This is a genomic window from Leptospira alexanderi serovar Manhao 3 str. L 60 (assembly GCF_000243815.2).
GTDB lineage: Bacteria > Spirochaetota > Leptospiria > Leptospirales > Leptospiraceae > Leptospira > Leptospira alexanderi.
The window spans coordinates 208962-227500 of record NZ_AHMT02000053.1 but is presented as its reverse complement, the minus strand read 5'-3'; the positions used below and the strand labels follow the sequence as shown (position 1 = coordinate 227500).

Here is an 18539-nt window from a genome sequence, read left to right as displayed (position 1 = left end):
TGACCTTCTCGTCCTGTTCGAACTATGGTTTGGATAAAGACAAAGCTAAGAAAGAGGACGATAAGAAGAAGTGCGAATCCGCTCTGATCGCTTATTTGTCCTGCACTTCATCGAATTCCGCGGTAAACGCATGTGATCCCCTCTATCTGGGAGTTCTTGGAATTTGCGGTGGAGGAGGATCTGGCGGCGGTTTTGGCGGAGGCGGCGGATACTAATTCTTAAATTCTTTTTAATAAAGTATATTCTAAAGTAAGAATGTAGTTTCTCCGTTGTTTTCGATTTATAAAACGAAGAAGTATTTGTATTTTATAGTGATGATTCGCACGAAAATCGTCCGAATGTGGATCTGTTTTTATTGCGGAAGATTTTTGGGACGGAGTTTTTTTATTCCTCATTCAAGAAGAATCGAAGTGCGACCCATGTCCGGTGATATCTTTGTAAACTAGAATTTGAAGACGAAGTTTGTCGTAGTTCTTACAAAGTCTGTTCTACAAAAAGGCATGAAATAACTTTTGAACTTTTTCGAAAAGGCATTCAAGCGAATGGGACGTTGCTCTCTGAATACGCAAAACCACCTTTTGTCACTTTGTCTTGTCGAAACAAGCAGCTTCATTCTTAAAGGTTTACATCAAAAAGAATCCTTTTTTCTAAATCCCTATCGGTTCATTTTCAATTGCACGAAAACGTAGTTTTTTTCACAAAGGAAGAAATCGCCCATCGTTTTGTAAAATGAGCCAAGCCCCGCAGAGAAACCTTCCCGAAAAAACAAACCGAACGATCGCGATTTTATTAAGCGTATTCTTTCTTGGATTGTACTTTTGGAATCCGATTTCGAAATCGATCGGGAATTTCCATCTATCTTTTATTTCGAATCCGCTTGGAATCTCAGAATTGATTTTGATTTCGATGGGTTTACTTCTACTCTCCGTTATTCTTTCCTATACTCTCTGGGCCTTGATTCACGAATGCGTTCACGGAAATTTTTCGAATTCCCGAAACGAAAGTCATTTGTCGGGAAGAATCCTTTGTATTCTTTTCGGAACTCCGTATCAAATCGTAAAAACAGCACATCTTATGCATCACAAGTACAATCGTGCGGAAGGAGAAAGAATCGAATATTTGAAAAAAGACGGAGGCCCGGTCTTTGTTCAAAATCTTTTTTACTACATCCGGCTTTTTTTAGGAACTTACTTTCTGGAAGTAAGCGGAGGTTTTCTTTTAAGCCTTCCTCTATCACTCACGACAAATGTGGCTCGAAAACATATTTCCAAATTTCCAATCTACAAAGCCTTTTTTAAACAGATTCAAAAACCGGAAATCGTTCGTGAACTGCGGATCGATTCTTTTTTGATTCTTCTTTTATACGGAACCGCGTTGTATTTTTCGGAAACGATGATTTGGTTTTTAGGAGCCGTTGTATTTTTACGAGGATGGATTGTTTCCTTCTTAGACCATTCGTATCACTACGGAAAGGAACCGGATAATGTGTATTCCGCCTATAATCTATCTCTGCCGAAATTTTTTTCCTTTTTGTTTCTCAACTTCAACTATCATCGTGTCCATCATCATTTTCCAGGTTGTTCTTGGAATCGACTTCCTATTCAATTCGAAAATTCAAAAGACACGATGGATCTTCCCTTATTGAAACAAACTTTTCGACAACTTTCGGGGCTTTTAATTCTCCCTGAAAAATCTGAAAACTCGTAAATCAATTTGATTGTCAAAAGGGCGTTTTTCTACATTCTGTCGCTTAATGTCCTATAATCACAAGAATGTCCTAGATACGGAACAGTTTTCGAAATCGGATCTCGACTTTCTCATCAAGAAAATCAGGGATATGGAGCGCCTTGTCGAACAGCACAAGGCGTTCGGAATCTTAACCGGTAAACTTTTAGCCTCTCTCTTTTTCGAGGCTTCGACAAGAACCAGGCTTTCTTTCGAAGCGGCGATGGAACGTCTCGGAGGTAGAGTAATCTCCACCGTCGGTTTTCAGTTTTCCTCGATTTCCAAAGGAGAAACGTTATATGATACCATGAAGATGGTGGAGGCTTACGCGGATATTGCAGTGATTCGCCACCCCCTCGAAGGTTCTTCCAGAATCGCGGCCGGAGCAGTAAAAATTCCAGTCATCAACGCGGGGGACGGAGCGGGACAACACCCTACTCAGGCGATTCTGGATTTATATACGATCATTTCCGAAAAAGGAACGTTAGACGGATTGACAGTTGCTTTCATCGGAGACTTGAAGTACGGAAGAACGATTCATTCGCTTATCAATCTACTCAGGCATTACAAAGTTCATCTTTATCTGATTTCTCCCTCCGAACTCTCACTACCGGATTCTTATAAAAAAGGTCTGGAAGGTTATCCTCTCACTCTGGAAGAAACGACCGACATCAAAGCCGTCTGGGATTGTGATGTCGCTTACGTAACTCGAATTCAGGAAGAGAGATTCCCCGATCACAAGGAATACGAAAGACTCAAGGATCTTTTTAAGATCAACAAAGAGTTGATTCTTGCATCTAAGAAGAACACAACCATTCTTCATCCTCTTCCGAGAGTGAACGAACTTTCCACGGATGTGGACGATTTGCCGAATGCGGCCTATTTCAGACAAGCAAGATACGGAGTCGTAAGTCGTATGACGTTGCTTTGTCTTTGTTTAGGACAGGACTTCTGAATATTCTTGGAACGGAAACTCTGGACATACGAAGAGGCTCGTAAAATTCTACCCATAGTTAGGGAGATTACGGAAGAATACTATTCTCATGTATCGGAACTGACCGTTCAACTGAGGGAAAAAATTCTTCCCGAGAATGAAATGGAAAACAAAGAGGAAGAAGTTCGAAAGCTGATACTCGAATGGTCTTCCAAAATTCAAAAATACGGAATTGAAGTCAAAGGACTTTGGCTTATCGATTTCGATAACGGACACGGATATTATTGCTGGCATCTCGGAGAAGAGGATCTTCTTTACGAACATAGTTATGAAGAAGGTTTTGCCGGAAGAAAATTAATCGATAGGAATAAAGAAAATGGCGAACATCAATGAGAATTATTTAAAATTAAAAGCGGGATATTTGTTTCCTGAAATTTCCAAACGCGTAAAAACTTACTCCGAAAAAAATCCTTCCGCAAAGATCATTCGATTGGGAATTGGAGACGTGACCCTTCCGATCGTTCCTTCCGTAGTGGACGCTATGGTCGCAGCTTCCAAAGAGATGGGGACCGCAAACGGTTTCCACGGTTACGGACCGGAACAAGGATATTCGTTTTTACTAAAATCGATCGCGGACAACGACTACGCTTCTCTGGGGATCAAAATCGATGAGAACGAAATTTTTGTTTCCGACGGATCCAAATGCGATTGTGGGAATATTCAAGAAATCTTTTCTACGGACGCAAAGATCGCCGTCGCCGATCCCGTGTATCCGGTTTACGTGGATACCAACGTAATGGCCGGAAGAACGGGAGAAATCGGACCCGATGGAAGATATTCCAATCTGATCTATATGCCCGCGACGAAAGAAAACGGATTTCAACCTGCAATTCCAAAAGAAAAAGCGGACATCGTATATCTTTGTTATCCGAACAACCCGACCGGAACCGTTACTACGAAAGAATCCTTAAAGGCCTGGGTGGAATACGCGAAGAAAAACAATTCCATCATTCTCTACGATTCCGCATACGAAGCTTTTATCAGCGAACCCGGCGTTCCCCGTTCGATCTACGAAGTGGAAGGCGCAAAAGAAGTCGCGATCGAGTTTCGTTCCTTCTCCAAAACTGCGGGTTTTACAGGATTACGTTGTGCTTATATAGTTATCCCCAAGGAACTCAAAGGTAGAACTCGCGGCGGAGAAGAGGTCAGTATCAATTCTCTTTGGAGCAGAAGACATACCACAAAGTTCAACGGAGTCTCTTATGTAACTCAAAAAGGCGCCGAAGCTTGTTATTCTCCTCAAGGAAGAAAAGAAATCCAAGCTTCGATCGCGTATTATATGTCGAATGCGACTAAGATTCGAGAAGGTTTGAAAAAAGCGGGTTACGAAGTGTTCGGAGGAGTCAACGCTCCTTACATTTGGTTGAAAACTTCGGACAATCTTTCTTCTTGGGATTTCTTTGACAGACTTTTAGATAAGGCGCAGGTGGTCGGAACACCGGGCTCCGGTTTTGGTCCTGCGGGAGAAGGATATTTTCGCCTCAGTGCCTTCGGCAAAAAAGAAGACGTAGAAGAAGCGATTGCACGGATTTCTTCTCTTTGAAGTCCTATGTATTCCCACATTGACTCGCGGTAGTCGAAACAGTGATAGCGAACTCTGATTTGGTGAGAATCTCCGAATTTGAGACAAGCTCTGAATTTCTTACACCGAGCACTAACGCGAATTCGATATAAGAAAGTTTGGGCGAATCACTCGCGAATTTCATAGATAAAATAGCTTGCGACTTGTTGATCAACTAGAAACATCCGGAAAGTCGCTTTCGGAACTTAAAAAAGAGAGGAATTTTCTTGCAGACCGGAAAATAAGAGTATTCTGACGCCAAATCGGCACTTGAAAACGACCATTTTTCATGAAAATAGAAACCCTCTACAGATACTTTCTCCTCACACCGGCGACACATCTTCCGGTCGTGGACGAATCTGGAGATCTTATCGGGCTTTTATCCCGCAAATTGATACAGATGGAAATGGCAGACTTAAGTTCGTCCGAGCGGGAATATACACGGCTTCCGGAAAGTTTTTTAGAAACTGAAATTCCCGAATCTTTCTTTCAATACTTTCAGAGACAAAAATCGATCCCGGTTTTAACCCTAACAGGTGAAAAAAAAGAAGAATGGGACAAAGTTCAAGTCATGGCCGGACTTGGAAAACTCGTTTCCGGAAATCGTCCGAGCCCGGAACCAGTAACCGAATCAAAAAAACAAGAGCAAGAGCAGAGTTCCCGCTTTTGGTTCATGGAACTTATCCTACAAAATCTTCCGGACGGACTTTTAGCTACCAATTTGGAAGGGAACTCCATCTTTTACAATGAAACATTCGAACAGAATATTCTACCCAAAAAATACTTTCGGGACTCGATCCTTCAGGCAGAACGATTACTCAAGGAGATGAGTAAGAATCTTTTAGCCGATTATCTAAAATCCAATGAACTTCGTTTGGACGGAAATACGTCGTTTTCCCTACAAACCTACATGACCGAGCTTGAATGTAATGTGAGAATCATCGTTCTCAAACAAGGTTCCAAGATTGTAGGATATCTCTATCATTTCATTACTCCTCGTGCCGTTTTAGGTCGACAGAACGAAAGCGGATTGGAATTTCCTTCCGTGAGCGATGCTTTCTTTCAAAAACTTCCATTGGAAACGATGCTGAAAGAAGTCGAAAGTGCGTTTATCTTCCATTCCTTAAAAGCCAATCAAGACAATATATCGCATACAGCGCTCCAACTGGGCATACCTCGAACAACCCTTCAGAATAGAATTAAATTCTTAGAACTCCAAAGCCGTTACTCTCTTTCCAGGGAGAATTCGATTCCCCGTAAAAAAGCTACTCCGCCGCCCCATCCAGAAGAAAAACCGGAAACCCATACAAAAGCCCCCAAAAGTTCCCTTTCTTCCAAGCAAGCTTCCAAAAAATCAGGAAAGAACACGGCCAAAGACAATTCATTAACCAGGAAGAAATCTACTTCAAAAACGGCCTCTTTGAAACAAAGTGCAAAAAAAGAAAACCTCGCTGAATAATTTCGTTGACAGCTTCCGCTTGCAACCGTTATCTCATGGTTAGAGCCGATCTAACCGATCTCTTCTCCTCTGTATTCTCAAAAATAAAATCTCAAAAAGGCGAATCCTTCCCTTTTTAAAAATTCAAGTAGCTCCTAATATGGCAACAGCAAGACGAGACAATAAAAACAAACACCACAACCAAAATAATAACTACAGTCAAAACGATTCCGAAACCACCGGTTCTATCGAAGAAGAAAGTGCCGGACAGGAATCCCAAGATTCTGAAACTTCTGATAACGCAGATCATAGATCCCGTAAACGCAAACGGGGCGGTTACGAAGGTCCGACTCCGGCTCCCATTGATCTTGTAGAACTCAAGAAAAAAGCAATCGCCGATTTAATCGAAGTTGCTAAAGGTCTCGGAGTCGAGAACACAAGCGGTCTCAAAAAACAGAACTTGATCTTTGCGATTCTGCAAGCACAGGCCGAAAGAGACGGCCAGGTTCACGCCGCGGGCGTTATGGAAAAACTTCCGGACGGTTACGGTTTTTTAAGATCTCCCGATTACAACTACGTCCCTGGTCCGGATGATATTTATGTTTCTCCTTCTCAAATTAAACTTTTCGGTTTAAGAACCGGAGACACGGTAGAAGGACAAATCCGTCCTCCGAAAGAATCCGAAAGATTCTTTGCAATGTTGCGTGTGGAAACCGTCAACGGTTATACTCCCGATGTCGCAGGCAAACGTGCTCTCTTCGACAATTTGACTCCTTTGTATCCGAATGAAAGACTCAAGATGGAATACGATCCTTCTATGTTGGATACGAGAATTTTGGATCTCATGTGTCCGATTGGAAAAGGACAGAGGGCTTTGATCGTAGCTCCTCCGAGAACCGGTAAGACGATTCTAATGCAGAATATCGCAAACGCGATCACTTCCAATCATCCGGAATGTGCCTTAATCGTGCTTTTGATTGACGAGCGTCCGGAAGAAGTAACCGACATGGCACGCCACGTTCGCGGAGAAGTAGTTTCCTCGACATTCGACGAACCGGCACAAAGACACGTTCAGGTTGCGGAGATGGTCATTGAAAAAGCCAAAAGACTTGTGGAACACGGAAAGGACGTAGTCATTCTTTTAGATTCGATCACCCGATTGGCAAGAGCCTACAATCAGGTAATCCCGACTTCCGGAAAAATTCTTTCGGGCGGTGTGGATTCCAACGCTCTTCACAAACCGAAACGATTCTTCGGAGCAGCAAGAAACATAGAAGAAGGTGGTTCTCTCACAATCATCGCTACCGCATTGATCGACACAGGTTCCAAAATGGACGAGGTGATCTTCGAGGAATTCAAGGGAACGGGTAACATGGAAATCCATCTCGATCGGAAACTTTCCGACAAACGGATTTTCCCAGCCATTGACATCAACAAGTCCGGAACCCGTAAGGAAGAACTCCTTATCACCAAAGACGTTCTTCAGAAAGTATTCGTTCTGAGAAAAGTACTTTCTCCTATGAGTATCACGGAAAGCATGGAATTATTGCTGGAGAAAATGAGGCTTTCCAAAACCAACGACGCCTTTTTGGCCAGCATGAATACCCAATAAGCGCTTAAAAAGGGAATTTATGAAAACCGGAATTCATCCAAACTATAAAGCGGCCAAAATCAGCTGTGCGTCCTGTGGAACCGTCTACGAAACCAGAACTTCCATCGGTGATATCAATATCGAGATCTGCTCCGCTTGCCACCCATTCTTTACCGGAAAATCCAAACTCGTGGATACTACCGGTCGCGTGGACAAATTCAAGAAAAAATACAAGATGCAGTGAGTTTCCGGACTCTTCTTCTTTTTTATGCCGTCTAAAGACCGGGCAGGAGAATTCTCATGAGTGTAATGGACTTCGCGCGGTACAAACAAATCAACGATGATCGACTCAACTATCGTGAGATGGAAGACGCGACTGTAGTCTCTAATTATAGGAACGTAGGTTGTGGAGACGGTTACCGCATTTATCTCAAAATAGATTCCTCCGAAAAAGTCACCGATGCAAGTTATACCACAACCGGTTGTGGTTTTGGAATCGTCGCACTTGCAATGGCAACTGAATTCGCCAAAGGCAAAACCGTTCAAGAACTGAAAAACGTAACTCCGGCCGATATCGAAGCCATGTTCGAATTCCCCGAACGCAGAAAAAATTATCCGGAGTCCGCGGTGGCCGCTCTTTTACAAGCGGTAAAAGACTATGAAAGCGGGGAAGGTGTGCCCAAGGAAAAAAGAATCACCGCAGGCAAAGCGCTTGAGATTCTGAAAGAAAAAGGTTCTCTCAAAGGAGAAGATCTTTCCAGCATTATATTAGAAAAACTTAAATTTGACGGAGTGGATTTCAGCGGAGCCAATCTAGGACATGCTTTTTTACAAAACTCTTCTTTTGTGGGCGCAAACTTTTCCGCCGCTAAACTCAGAGGTTCCTTCCTAAACAACGCCGATCTCAGAAACGCGAACTTCCGCGGCGCCGATCTTCGCTGGGCAAAACTCGCAGGTGCGAACGTGGAAGGAGCGGATTTTACGGACGCGATCTACGACATCGGAACTCGTTTGGATCAAAAGCAAATTCATCTTTTTTCTGTGATGAAAAAAGAAGGAAAAGATCTTTACCTGAACAAAGAGACGGAATGAAACCGGGCGACAAAGTTAAAATCATCAAACGCACCTTCCTTCATAATGGAATTTTCGTTCACACAAACACAATCGTAGAAGTGATTTCCTTTGATAACGACAAGCTCGTCGTTCTCTTTCATGATAAAGAAGGATTTACCCACAACATTGAATCTCTGACACCGGCCGATGTGGTTCCGACTTGAGTCGCTCTATTTTTCAGCTTCGCCGAAAGTGGAATTATGACGCTCCGCTATAATTCCACTAACTCGCTCTCTAAGGAGCGCTCGTTACATCCGTAAAAATTCTTTTTGTTCTCTATATTCTCTTTCTCTTCTACGTTTTTCCTTTTCTTGCCTGAGTAATTCCTCAGACATCCGTTTCTGTTTTTTTGCTTCTGATAAAGAACGACTATTATGCCTGGATTCCGAGTTAGATTCTGAACTTTTGAATTCTTCATTCTTTTTGTTTACAGTAGGATCGGATACTTTTTGGACCTTGTTGTAATCGTAATTCTGTTTTTGAGTATTGCCTTCGGAATCGAAGGTGGAATTTGATTTAATCGATGAACTTGAATTTGCGGTCTCCGACTCTTGAAGGGACTGTGTGGTTTGAATATCCGTCGCGACAGGAAATAATTTCTCAAACTCGTCTAAGGATTTTTTAGGCAGCATCGGAAATGGATTACTCGGATCGACTTTGACACTACCCGAAAGAATCGCATATTCGAGAGTCTTTTGGTTTTTCTTTTTTTCTACGTTTACGACTCCTTCCACGAGTTTCAGAACTCCGTCGCCGGAACGAATCCCAAGAGAAGAAGTATTTTCTTTACTATTCGATTTTCTCGTAATTTGTAGGCCACCCGCGGAAATTTCCAAATTTGCCCGATTATCCAAATAGTCGATAAAGATCATAGAATTTTCCGCAATCGTAATCTCACTTCCATCCAAAAGTCTGATTTTTGCCTGAGAATTTTCGGAGGTTAAAATTGTATCTCTGTTTTGGAGTGAGTTTCCGATTTTAATTTCTTTCCAGACCACTTCGGAATCATATTTTCTTTTGACTGTATTAGATTTATAAAGAATAGTCCCGATTACTTCTTGTGAACCTTGATGACCGTATCGAGTATAATCGTATATAAATACTACGGTAAATACTACGATATTGAATATAAGAAGAAATAGAATTGGTTTATCGCCTGAAAAAAATCGGGCCTTCATATTATTATTTAGACCTACCCGATTTGAAATCCATCCCGATTTGCTTTCGAAGTTCCTTCAAGTTTTTAGGACAGGTTTTATCTTTAGAATGTCCTAAAACCGCGTAGATGGTTTGTAGAGACTTTTTTCCCTTCACCTGAATTGGTTTTAGTTTTGTCACGTTGAAGATTCCTTTTACTTTTTCGTAGGAATTCCCGGTAATTAAGATATCTGCTCCGAATACTTTCGTCAAAGATTCCACTCTAGAGGCAAGGTTTACCGCATCACCAATGACCGTATACTCGAGTCTATCTTCGGAGCCGATCTGTCCCGCAATGACTTCCCCAGTGTTGATTCCGATACCAATAAAAATTTTTGGTCTTTTATCAGTTCCGCGCCCTTTGTTAAATTCAACCAAACTCTTACGCATATCAAGCGCGGCCAGGATCGCCTTTTCGGTGTCGGAATCCTTATGACCTAATTCTCCCCAAACAGCCATGATCGCATCGCCGATGTATTTGTTGATGTTTCCCTCATGCTTGTTGATACATTTTACCATCGCCGTAAAATATTGATTTAAAAATTCAACTACAAGTTCTGGTTCGATTTTTTCCGAGATGGAAGTAAAACTGCGGATATCGGAGAACAAAATCGCACACTCTCGTTTGTCTCCTCCAAGTTTGACTTCTCCTTTGAGGACCATTTCGGCAATATCCTTGTTTACGAATTTTCCGAAAGCATCCTTCATCTTATCCCGATCGGACAAACCTTTACCCATTTCCACAAAGGAAGAAGTAAGTCTTCCGATTTCGTCCCCCGATTCCGGTTTTAGATCAATGTGAAAGTTTCCACGTTCGATTTGTTTGGACGCGTCTACGAGTTTTAGAATCGGCCTTGTGAGTCTTCTTGAATAAAAGAATACAAATAAAATCGAAATATTTACGACTACGATCATGAGATAGATATTTCTCTTCTGAATGTTATAAACCGCTTCAAAAGCCTTCTTTTCCGAGGCGCTAGAAATTACCCCGAGCCCCGCATATCCGATTCTTCTAAAAGAACCCAGATAAAATTGATCGTCTTTTCCCTTATAACGAGTTTGTCCGTTACTGATCGTACTTTCCAATAAATTCTTAACGATCGGATCGTCACTAAGATCGGTCGGTTGCAGTACCAAATTCGAATCGGAATGTGCGACTAACTTTCCTTCATCGTCCACGAGAAAAAATTGGGTAATTCCAGACGTTTTAAAAGAATCTAATATGGAATCCATTTTCACTAAAGAAACGAGCACGGCCGAATTAATCCCACTTCCGAGAACGATGGAAAGATATAGCACAGGTCTGCGAAAATCCTGAGACACATTAAAAACCTGAGGTTTCCCGATTTGGGCTTTGTTCCGCCTATTTAAATACTTACGTACGATTTTGTCCGCGTTATCGGGAGGAACCTTGAAATTTTTGAGAGTAGATTCGTTAACGATTCGTTTAACCCCCACATAATTCGATCCTTCCTTTCTGAAAATTTTCAGATAAAAAATGTCTTCGTCATTTTGGAGAATATCGTCCGACTCTTCCGAACCTGCAACGGACCTAGCAAGAAGCAAGGAACGTTTCGTTAGCGAGGCTATATCGGAACGCACTTTTTGACTGATCACGTTGGTCAGTTTCAAGTTGTTTTCCTTAATACGGATTTCATTGTCCGACTTAAAAAAATAGGTGGCGAGAGCGATGATCGATCCTAAAGAAACCAAAATGATGAATGAAATGATCACCATTAGTTTCTGGCGAATATTCCAGTTGTACAAATTGAGGAATGAATTCATAACGTTTCCATTCGAGTTCTTTATCCGATAAAAGAGTCCTATTTCATTCAATAGAATTTATAAAACAACACTATTTTACAGATCCTTTTAAAATGATCGGATTTAGAAAGTTCAAAATCGAGTCACTCATTTCTTTGGACTATAATTTTTTAATTTATAATAGAAAAATAGAAATTATAAATCAGGAACATAACGTTTTAGAGGCGATTTTGTCTTTTGCGTTACGCCTAAAAATCGCTTTTAAAAGGTTTTTGAAAAATTGTATCGAATTTAGTAAACTATTATTAAGAAGATATCATTTCATAAAAGCAACAAACGGCAATCTTGCCTAACTTTATCTTAATGAGGCATGAAGTCAGAATCTATGGTTTTTCATTGAGCCTGCTTATCGAAAACGAAGAGTTTTTCCGACATACATCGATTTGTCGTTCACATCAGAAAGCAAAAATAGCGGGCGACATTTTGAGACTGGATTTAACCTAACGTAAGTGCAATATTAAGGAATTGGATGTGGGAACTCATGCCTTTAAAAAGATCTTATATCGAACTCATGGTAAAATATGTCGGATTTCCTTTCTATGGCTCATCAAACTATCTCTTTGGCGCAAGGCGGTTTGAGTTATTTTTTTTCTCATTTTTTGAAAAATTTTTCTTTTTTGCCTGAGTAAAATTATAAAATTTTCACAAAAATCAAATCCGCCTCATTCTTTCAACCATTCGGTATGGGATATTTGTTGCTTAGGTTCCGATCGTGAAATCAATTCGATTTTTCAAGAAGGTAGTTCCGAAACGGTCACCCTTTTGATTCCGGAAGATACTTGGCTTCGTTTTTCCGAAAAAGATTTGAAATTTCTTCCAAAGAAGATTCCTCAATTTTTGAAAACGTATGGGAAGTTTCCTTCTGCTTCAAAACGTCTCGGTAAAAAAGCTGGACAAACCTTGTATCAACCCAGTTCGGGAAAACGAAAGATGAATCGAATCAACATCTGAGTGGACTCTGCAAGTTGAACTCTTTTGGGAACTTTCGCTATGACCCACGGCGTGTCTCGCTGTTTGTTATCTTTTCAATTATCTTCTTTGGAATATAAAGTTTGGGTGCCATCGTAAAGAACGAAAATATCTTCCGTTCGTAATGTAAAGCGAATTCGGAGTAAAAAAATCGAAAGATTTTTTTTGAATTCTCGTGGACTTACAATGCGGACTCCATTGCAAGAATGAAGAAAGTGAACACCTCTTACAGTCGATTGACAGGGAACGAAATGTTTCGATTATCCAACCCGAATTGACAACGCACAATTACCAAGAAACTTGCTACCATAAGCATTGGTGGCAAATAGATTCATATTTAAATTAAAAATTACATTATAATTTTTTAAAATATAATCTTTATTTCTCTTGATTCCATTCGCCAATTCAAATCGTCATCAAGTCTTATTCCCTCCACTTTCACCAAGAAAACACAAAACCGATCCGAACAAGCTATAGTTCTTTATCACAATCTTTAATGCGATTGTAACAATACATCCGTTTTTCGTGTTGTAGGATTTTATAAAGATGAGAAGCGATCATCATTCTCGAATACAAAAGGTTACAAAATGATTACAAGACTATCGTTATTTCTTTTTTTGTTCGCATCACTCTTTTTAAACGCTCTTTTTGCGGACACCGTAAAAAACATTAAAACGAACGAAGTGATCGAAAACGTCAAAACGTCCGAAAACGAGCAAGGCATCCTTGTTGAATACGAGGACGGAACGAAACGCGGCTTTAAAAAGGAAACAATTACGATACGAAAAAAAAGAAATAACATGGGCAAAAAAAGAAGAGCCGAAAGTGGAAACGAAAGAAGATCGTTATCTCGCTTTGAGCTCGATGAGCTTACTCTTAATCCTATTCTTCGTACTTCCGTGAGAATTCCTTCGCCCCTTCTGTTTACCTTCGAAGCTTTGGTCCTAGGAAACACTTTTTATCAAAACATTCGAAAGTTATGGGAATTATACCAGTTTGTAACTTATACGTAACTACTTATACTTATCTTAGCCTAAGACCTTCTACGGTTTATTCCCAAGGAGTATAAAATGGAATCAACTTTCTCACAAAGGACTTCACTCTTCATCATTAGCGTAGTCCTATTACTTTCTTCCTTTGTAAATTGCAAAGAAAACAAACAAAACAACAATCTATTGATGGCTCTCATTCTTTTAACGGGGACCAATGAAAACGCAGGAGCTGCGGTCTGCGACGGAACCTCCATTCAAGGCGGAAACACAGTTCTTTCGGGAAATATCACATCGAACCAAAACTTTGCGGCTTACTCTTCCTCATCGATTAGCGGGATCGTAAAAGTAAAAAGCGGAGCAACTCTAACCTTCGAAAGAGGTTCTGTAATTTTCGGAACGGCTGGTTCCGCTTTGATCATCGAACCAGGCGCCAAGATCGTAACTAACGGAGATGTTAACGCTCCCGTATGCTTCACTTCCTCCAAAACTGTCGGCAACAGAGCACCGGGCGATTGGGGTGGAATTTTGATCGTAGGCGACGGTATAGGTTCCAGAGCAGCAGCACAAAACACGGAAGGTGGAACCGGTCTTCAATATAATAGCGGTGCTAACGACAACGGAAGCTCCGGCAGCCTTTCTTATACGATCGTCGAATTTGCAGGAAACGAAGTTTCACCCGGAGACGAGTTGAATGGAATGTCTCTATACGTAGTGGGAAGTGGAACCACTCTGGACCACGTTCAAGTTCACAGACACTTGGATGACGGCATCGAATCTTGGGGTGGAGCTTGGACCGGAAAATACCTTCTGCTGACAGGTGGAATGGACGACGACTTGGATCTGGACGAAGCATTCACCGGAAAAATCCAATTTTTGATCTCTCATAAATATCCAACCTCTTGCGGGGGAACTGTTTCTACGGATCCTCATGGATTTGAAATGGACGGTACTCATAGCGGCGGAACCGCTTCCGCAACCTCTAAAACCACCACGAATGTAAAACTTTCCAACTTTACCCTTCTCGGAAAGAAAGTATCTAACGGCTTTGGTGCGAGATTGAGAGAAGGACTCCAAGGAAAATTCACCAATGGAATTATCTACGGATTTCAGTCCGGAAATATCGATTGTGTACTGAACGCAACTGCCGGAGGTCCCCTAACCTCTCCAACTTTCACCGACGTTCTGGTCGAAACGGCTAAATCGAACGGAAATACTGCAGGTTGTGCATTGCCGAGTACCGGTCTAACTTCACTTCCGGTGGTTTCCTTAGGTTCGGGAGATTCAGACAACTGTGCGTTTGCGACTAAACCGGACTATCAACCTTCCGGAGAAGCGTCCGCCATCTCGACGTCTGCACTTACCGCACAATCCTCGGACTCGTTTTTTACCGATAACACAACTTACGGCGGTATGCTCAGTGGTTTGAACTGGGCTTCCGGATGGACCGTTTATAGAGCAAGATAACTTTAATAGAGGATTCCCAAAAAAGGAATCCTCATCCAAAATATGTTTCAGAATCATAAATTCGTTTTTTTTAATATTTCCTTGTTGGTCCTTTTATCAACTTCAATGTTCGATTGCAAAGAAAAAGGACAACGCCCCGACTTCGAGAAGGACCTTAGAGATTCAAAACTCGTTTCAGAAATCCGAAAAGATCGGGAAATTCTAAAATCGGAAATCAAAGAATCATATACTCTTCAAAACTCGTCTCAATCCGTAGAAGAAGCGCTTACAAAAGCGCTTACGGAAATACGGGATAATTCAAATCTATCGGACGATCTGCTTCATTATTCGTGTAGTCCGGAAGAAATCAGAAAGATATATCTTCCCAATAACTTGGATCAGAACAACATCGCGGCGAATTCTAAAATAGAAGACTCGATGTACATGATTCTCCTCAGAAGAACCGCAGGAATAAGTAAAGTCCGACAAAATCTTCTAGGACAAAAAGGACCCATTAAAGTGCTTCCCCTCGTTAAACCGTATAACGTCCGTAAGCTGACGAATATAAACGGATATATTATCGGGGAATTTTCTCTACAAGTCGGATTAACAACAATCCGAATCGATGAAATTAAACTCATTATAGAACATAAAAATCAATTTAAAGTTTGTACGTACGGAACATGAAACATAAAACAATCTATTTATTATTCTTTTTCTCAATGATAACAAGTCCTATATTCGGACAAACAACTGGGAAGTTAGGCGGAAAAGTAGTCGATTCGGAATCGGGTGATCCGGTTTTCGGAACAGTCGTAATCGTTCGTTCGATCAAAGCGGCGACACGAAGCGACTTTGACGGGAAATATGAACTCAATCTTCCTCCCGGCGAACATACCGTGGAATTTCAGATGATCGGATTTGCCACACAATTCAAGAAAGTAACAATCAACCCTGCAACTCGACTTTCCTTAAACGTCGTAATGGGAGCTAAACTTCTCGATACGGTAGAAGTGCAAGGACGGGGTCTTGAAAATTCGGATTCCGCTTTATTGGCCTTGCAAAGAAAAAGCGGAATCATCTCCGACGGAATCAGCGAGGAATCGATTAAGAAAAGTCCGGATTCGTCCGCAGGAGACGTTCTCAGAAGAGTTACGGGAATCACTCTCGTAGGTGGTAAATTTATTTTCGTCCGCGGTCTCGGCGAAAGATATTCCAATACGATTCTAAACGATTCCATAATCCCTTCTCCCGAACCGGATAAACGAATCGTGCCTTTGGATTTATTTCCGGCCGGAGTAATCAAAAACATTCGAGTCTCCAAAACCGCCTCAGCGGAAGATTCCGCAGAATTCTCCGGAGGAATCGTCAAAATAGAAACCAAAGAATATCCCGATAATCTTTCACTTTCCGTTTCGTTGGGAGTCGGAAAAAATACTCAGGTCGCCGGTCATAAATTCAAATCCTTTAATACAGGCGATATGCATAATAACTTCGGTTTGGTTTCCAAAAAACAAGAACTTCCGGATATGATCTCAGGTTTACCAAAAGCGATTCCTTTTGTGGAAGGAGATCGTTTTGGCGGAATTCCGGGTAACCTGATGAAAGTAGGCGCCTTATCCTTCAATCAAGAATGGTCTCCCAAAGAGGAAGATTCTCCCTTTAACAAATCGTTTAGCATCTCCGCCGGTAATTCGTTTAAGACGGAAAAATGGGGAAGATTCGGAGTTCTTGCGGGAACAACTTACAACCGAAGTTACAACTATCGCGAAGAAGCGAACGCCCGCTTCCAAGCCTCCAATCCGATCTCTCTTTATTTAAAAGATTCTAATATGTTGCGCCCGCTCAATCAGAATAATCTCAAAATTTACGGGGAAGAAGTTCTCTGGGGAAACAACCTAAACCTCGCATACGAACCTAAAATCGGACAGCAGTTCTTTATCAAAACCTTATATTCGGTTCAATCCGATAAGACGGTTCGGGAAGGAGACGGCGCAAATTACATCGATAATTTCAACTTCAAATCCACGAACCTAAGCTATATCAGTAGAACCATTTTCAATAACACATTGGGCGGCGAACATGAAATCAATGCGTTCGGCTCAAGGTCCCATAAAGTAGAATGGAACGTCAACTATGCGTTAGCCGAAAGAGACGAACCCAACGCCCGAAACCAAGCCTGGTCCCAAGGCGGAACCGATCTTGCGAACGGCTTTAGAAGATTGGGAAACAATCCCGACGGAACAAGATACTTTTCGAATACGGAGGATACGGTCAGAAGCCAATCCCTCAAATACGAAATTCCGTTCAACCAATGGGACGGACTTCAGAGCAAGTTAAAATTCGGAATCAGCAATCTGGACCGATTCAAACATTTCGAATTCCGGGAAATCGCCCAAAGAAACTTTAACGGAAGCGACAAAGATTATATCTATCCGATTCCCGGTGAAATCATCTACAATCCTTTGAATTACGCGAACGGAAATAGGAAAGTGTACGAACGCGCTTCCGGTAACAATGCCTACGACGCTTCCCAGGCATTACGTGCGGCCTTTACCCAATTGGAAGTCCCGATTTTCGCAAAGCTGAAAACGATCTTCGGAATAAGGTACGAGGATAGTTATCAAAAGACACAAACCTACGATCTTAAGAACAGCTGGAGCGGATTCAATACAAGCTACGGTTGTAAAACAAATTCAGAAGAGGAAAGATTACTACTAGTCAGATCCAACATATGCGATGCAAATAACGTAGGAATCGGCGAACTACGAACGAAGGATAAACTACCTTCCGCAAACGTGGTCTGGGAACTCGTAAAAGACATGAATCTCAGATTCGGATATTCTCAAACGCTTACAAGACCGGACCTTAGGGAACTTTCTCCTTTCGGTTTTGCGGCCTACTTTCAAGCGGATCGAATTTTCGGTAACGCAAGTCTTCAAAGGACTTACATTCACAATTACGATGCCAGATGGGAATACTATCTTACAAATACGGATTATATAGGCGTCGGAGCCTTCTTTAAGAATCTTTCGAATCCGATCGAGTTGATCGGATTACCTGTAGCGGGAAGTGCGAATTTGGTTTATAAATACGCGAATGCTCAACAGGCTACAATTCGAGGTATCGAATTAGACTATCGCAGAGAACTTCTTTGGTGGCTTAAAGTCGAAGCGAATGTCTTCTTCATTAAATCGAGAGTGGACGTAATCGACGCGAACATCTACGGTTTTATCGCGACAGGTCAAGTGGATCCGATTTCCACTTACTCGGCCTATGCCCCTACTACGCTCAACCGCCCTCTTCAAGGTCAGTCCGACTTTGTCGCCAACTTTAAAGTGGACTTGTTCGTATCAAAAAGCAAAAAACATAATATAGGCTTATACTATAATTATTTCAGCGACAGAATCGCTCTAGTTGGATCCGACGGTGTTCCCAACGCGATCCAAAAAGGAACCGGAACTTCTGACGTAGTCTATATTTACAGACACAACGACCGCTTCGATTTTAGATCCTCCGTTAGAAATATCATGAACAGCCAATTCAAAATCACTCAAACGGATCCACTGACAGGACAAGAATACGTGTTTCAAAAATATAGAACAGGTTTGGATATTTCTTTTTCCGCTACGTATAAACTTTAATCAGACTAAAAAGAGACGGTATTGCCGTCTCTTTCAAAGGAAAGAAAA

At 41.6% G+C, this 18539-nt stretch carries 15 protein-coding genes and 2 pseudogenes (1 of these 17 only partly in view); 15 read left to right on the top strand and 2 right to left on the bottom strand.

Annotated features, from left to right (window positions below; all coding sequences use genetic code 11):
- The 10 genes from LEP1GSC062_RS18930 to LEP1GSC062_RS18880 all read left to right on the top strand — a co-directional run.
- Positions 1-215 carry the 3' portion of a hypothetical protein gene (locus LEP1GSC062_RS18930; protein WP_010576783.1) on the top strand. The gene continues 46 nt to the left of window position 1, outside the view, so 215 of the gene's 261 nt are visible here — the last part of the coding sequence; its start codon lies beyond the left edge, outside the window; it ends in the stop codon at positions 213-215.
- 514 nt (positions 216-729) lie between these two features.
- Positions 730-1707: a fatty acid desaturase family protein gene (locus LEP1GSC062_RS18925; RefSeq protein WP_020985149.1), complete on the top strand. Its 978-nt coding sequence runs from the start codon at positions 730-732 to the stop codon at positions 1705-1707.
- 46 nt (positions 1708-1753) lie between these two features.
- Positions 1754-2680: an aspartate carbamoyltransferase gene (gene pyrB, locus LEP1GSC062_RS18920; protein WP_010576780.1), complete on the top strand. Its 927-nt coding sequence runs from the start codon at positions 1754-1756 to the stop codon at positions 2678-2680.
- 6 nt (positions 2681-2686) lie between these two features.
- Positions 2687-3052, top strand: coding sequence for a DUF2203 domain-containing protein (locus tag LEP1GSC062_RS18915; protein ID WP_010576779.1), 366 nt, complete (start codon positions 2687-2689; stop codon positions 3050-3052).
- Entirely contained in the window at positions 3036-4262 is a 1227-nt protein-coding gene (locus LEP1GSC062_RS18910) for an LL-diaminopimelate aminotransferase (RefSeq protein ID WP_020985054.1), read from the top strand. Before LEP1GSC062_RS18915 ends, LEP1GSC062_RS18910 begins: the two co-directional genes overlap by 17 nt.
- A 307-nt stretch (positions 4263-4569) precedes the next feature.
- Entirely contained in the window at positions 4570-5739 is a 1170-nt protein-coding gene (locus tag LEP1GSC062_RS18900; RefSeq protein WP_010576777.1) for a helix-turn-helix domain-containing protein, read from the top strand.
- A 139-nt stretch (positions 5740-5878) separates the two neighbouring features.
- Entirely contained in the window at positions 5879-7330 is a 1452-nt protein-coding gene (gene rho, locus LEP1GSC062_RS18895) for a transcription termination factor Rho (RefSeq protein WP_010576776.1), read from the top strand.
- 19 nt (positions 7331-7349) lie between these two features.
- The gene (gene rpmE / locus LEP1GSC062_RS18890; RefSeq protein ID WP_002625643.1) at positions 7350-7553 is read left to right on the top strand and encodes a 50S ribosomal protein L31; all 204 of its coding nucleotides are present in this window, start codon (positions 7350-7352) and stop codon (positions 7551-7553) included.
- Positions 7554-7609: 56 nt separating this feature from the next.
- A complete protein-coding gene (locus LEP1GSC062_RS18885) occupies positions 7610-8401 on the top strand; it encodes an iron-sulfur cluster assembly scaffold protein (RefSeq protein WP_010576775.1) in 792 nt (263 codons plus the stop codon).
- Positions 8398-8586 carry a hypothetical protein gene (locus LEP1GSC062_RS18880; protein ID WP_010576774.1) on the top strand — a complete coding sequence of 63 codons (189 nt, stop codon included), beginning with the start codon at positions 8398-8400 and terminating at the stop codon, positions 8584-8586. The genes LEP1GSC062_RS18885 and LEP1GSC062_RS18880 overlap by 4 nt, the downstream gene beginning before the upstream one ends.
- A gap of 84 nt (positions 8587-8670) precedes the next feature.
- On the opposite strand, the gene LEP1GSC062_RS18875 is transcribed toward LEP1GSC062_RS18880, so the two are convergent.
- Positions 8671-9600, bottom strand: a complete 930-nt coding sequence (locus tag LEP1GSC062_RS18875) for a FecR domain-containing protein (RefSeq protein WP_010576773.1) — start codon at positions 9598-9600, stop codon at positions 8671-8673.
- A gap of 4 nt (positions 9601-9604) precedes the next feature.
- Entirely contained in the window at positions 9605-11404 is a 1800-nt protein-coding gene (locus LEP1GSC062_RS18870; RefSeq protein ID WP_020985151.1) for an adenylate/guanylate cyclase domain-containing protein, read from the bottom strand.
- Positions 11405-12126: 722 nt separating this feature from the next.
- Here LEP1GSC062_RS18870 and LEP1GSC062_RS18860 point away from each other — a divergent pair.
- From LEP1GSC062_RS18860 to LEP1GSC062_RS18840, 5 genes and pseudogenes are all read left to right on the top strand, one after another.
- A pseudogene (locus LEP1GSC062_RS18860) lies at positions 12127-12487 on the top strand (DUF1564 family protein); the annotation flags it as partial.
- A gap of 512 nt (positions 12488-12999) precedes the next feature.
- Positions 13000-13315: pseudogene (locus LEP1GSC062_RS18855) on the top strand (LIMLP_04285 family protein).
- A gap of 167 nt (positions 13316-13482) precedes the next feature.
- Positions 13483-14868, top strand: a complete 1386-nt coding sequence (lipL48, locus tag LEP1GSC062_RS18850) for an oxidative stress response protein LipL48 (RefSeq protein ID WP_020985097.1) — start codon at positions 13483-13485, stop codon at positions 14866-14868.
- A gap of 42 nt (positions 14869-14910) precedes the next feature.
- The gene (locus LEP1GSC062_RS18845; RefSeq protein ID WP_010576767.1) at positions 14911-15534 is read left to right on the top strand and encodes an LA3241 family PerA/PerB upregulated protein; all 624 of its coding nucleotides are present in this window, start codon (positions 14911-14913) and stop codon (positions 15532-15534) included.
- A complete protein-coding gene (locus LEP1GSC062_RS18840; protein WP_010576766.1) occupies positions 15531-18491 on the top strand; it encodes a TonB-dependent receptor in 2961 nt (986 codons plus the stop codon). Before LEP1GSC062_RS18845 ends, LEP1GSC062_RS18840 begins: the two co-directional genes overlap by 4 nt.
- Positions 18492-18539 lie beyond the last annotated feature (48 nt).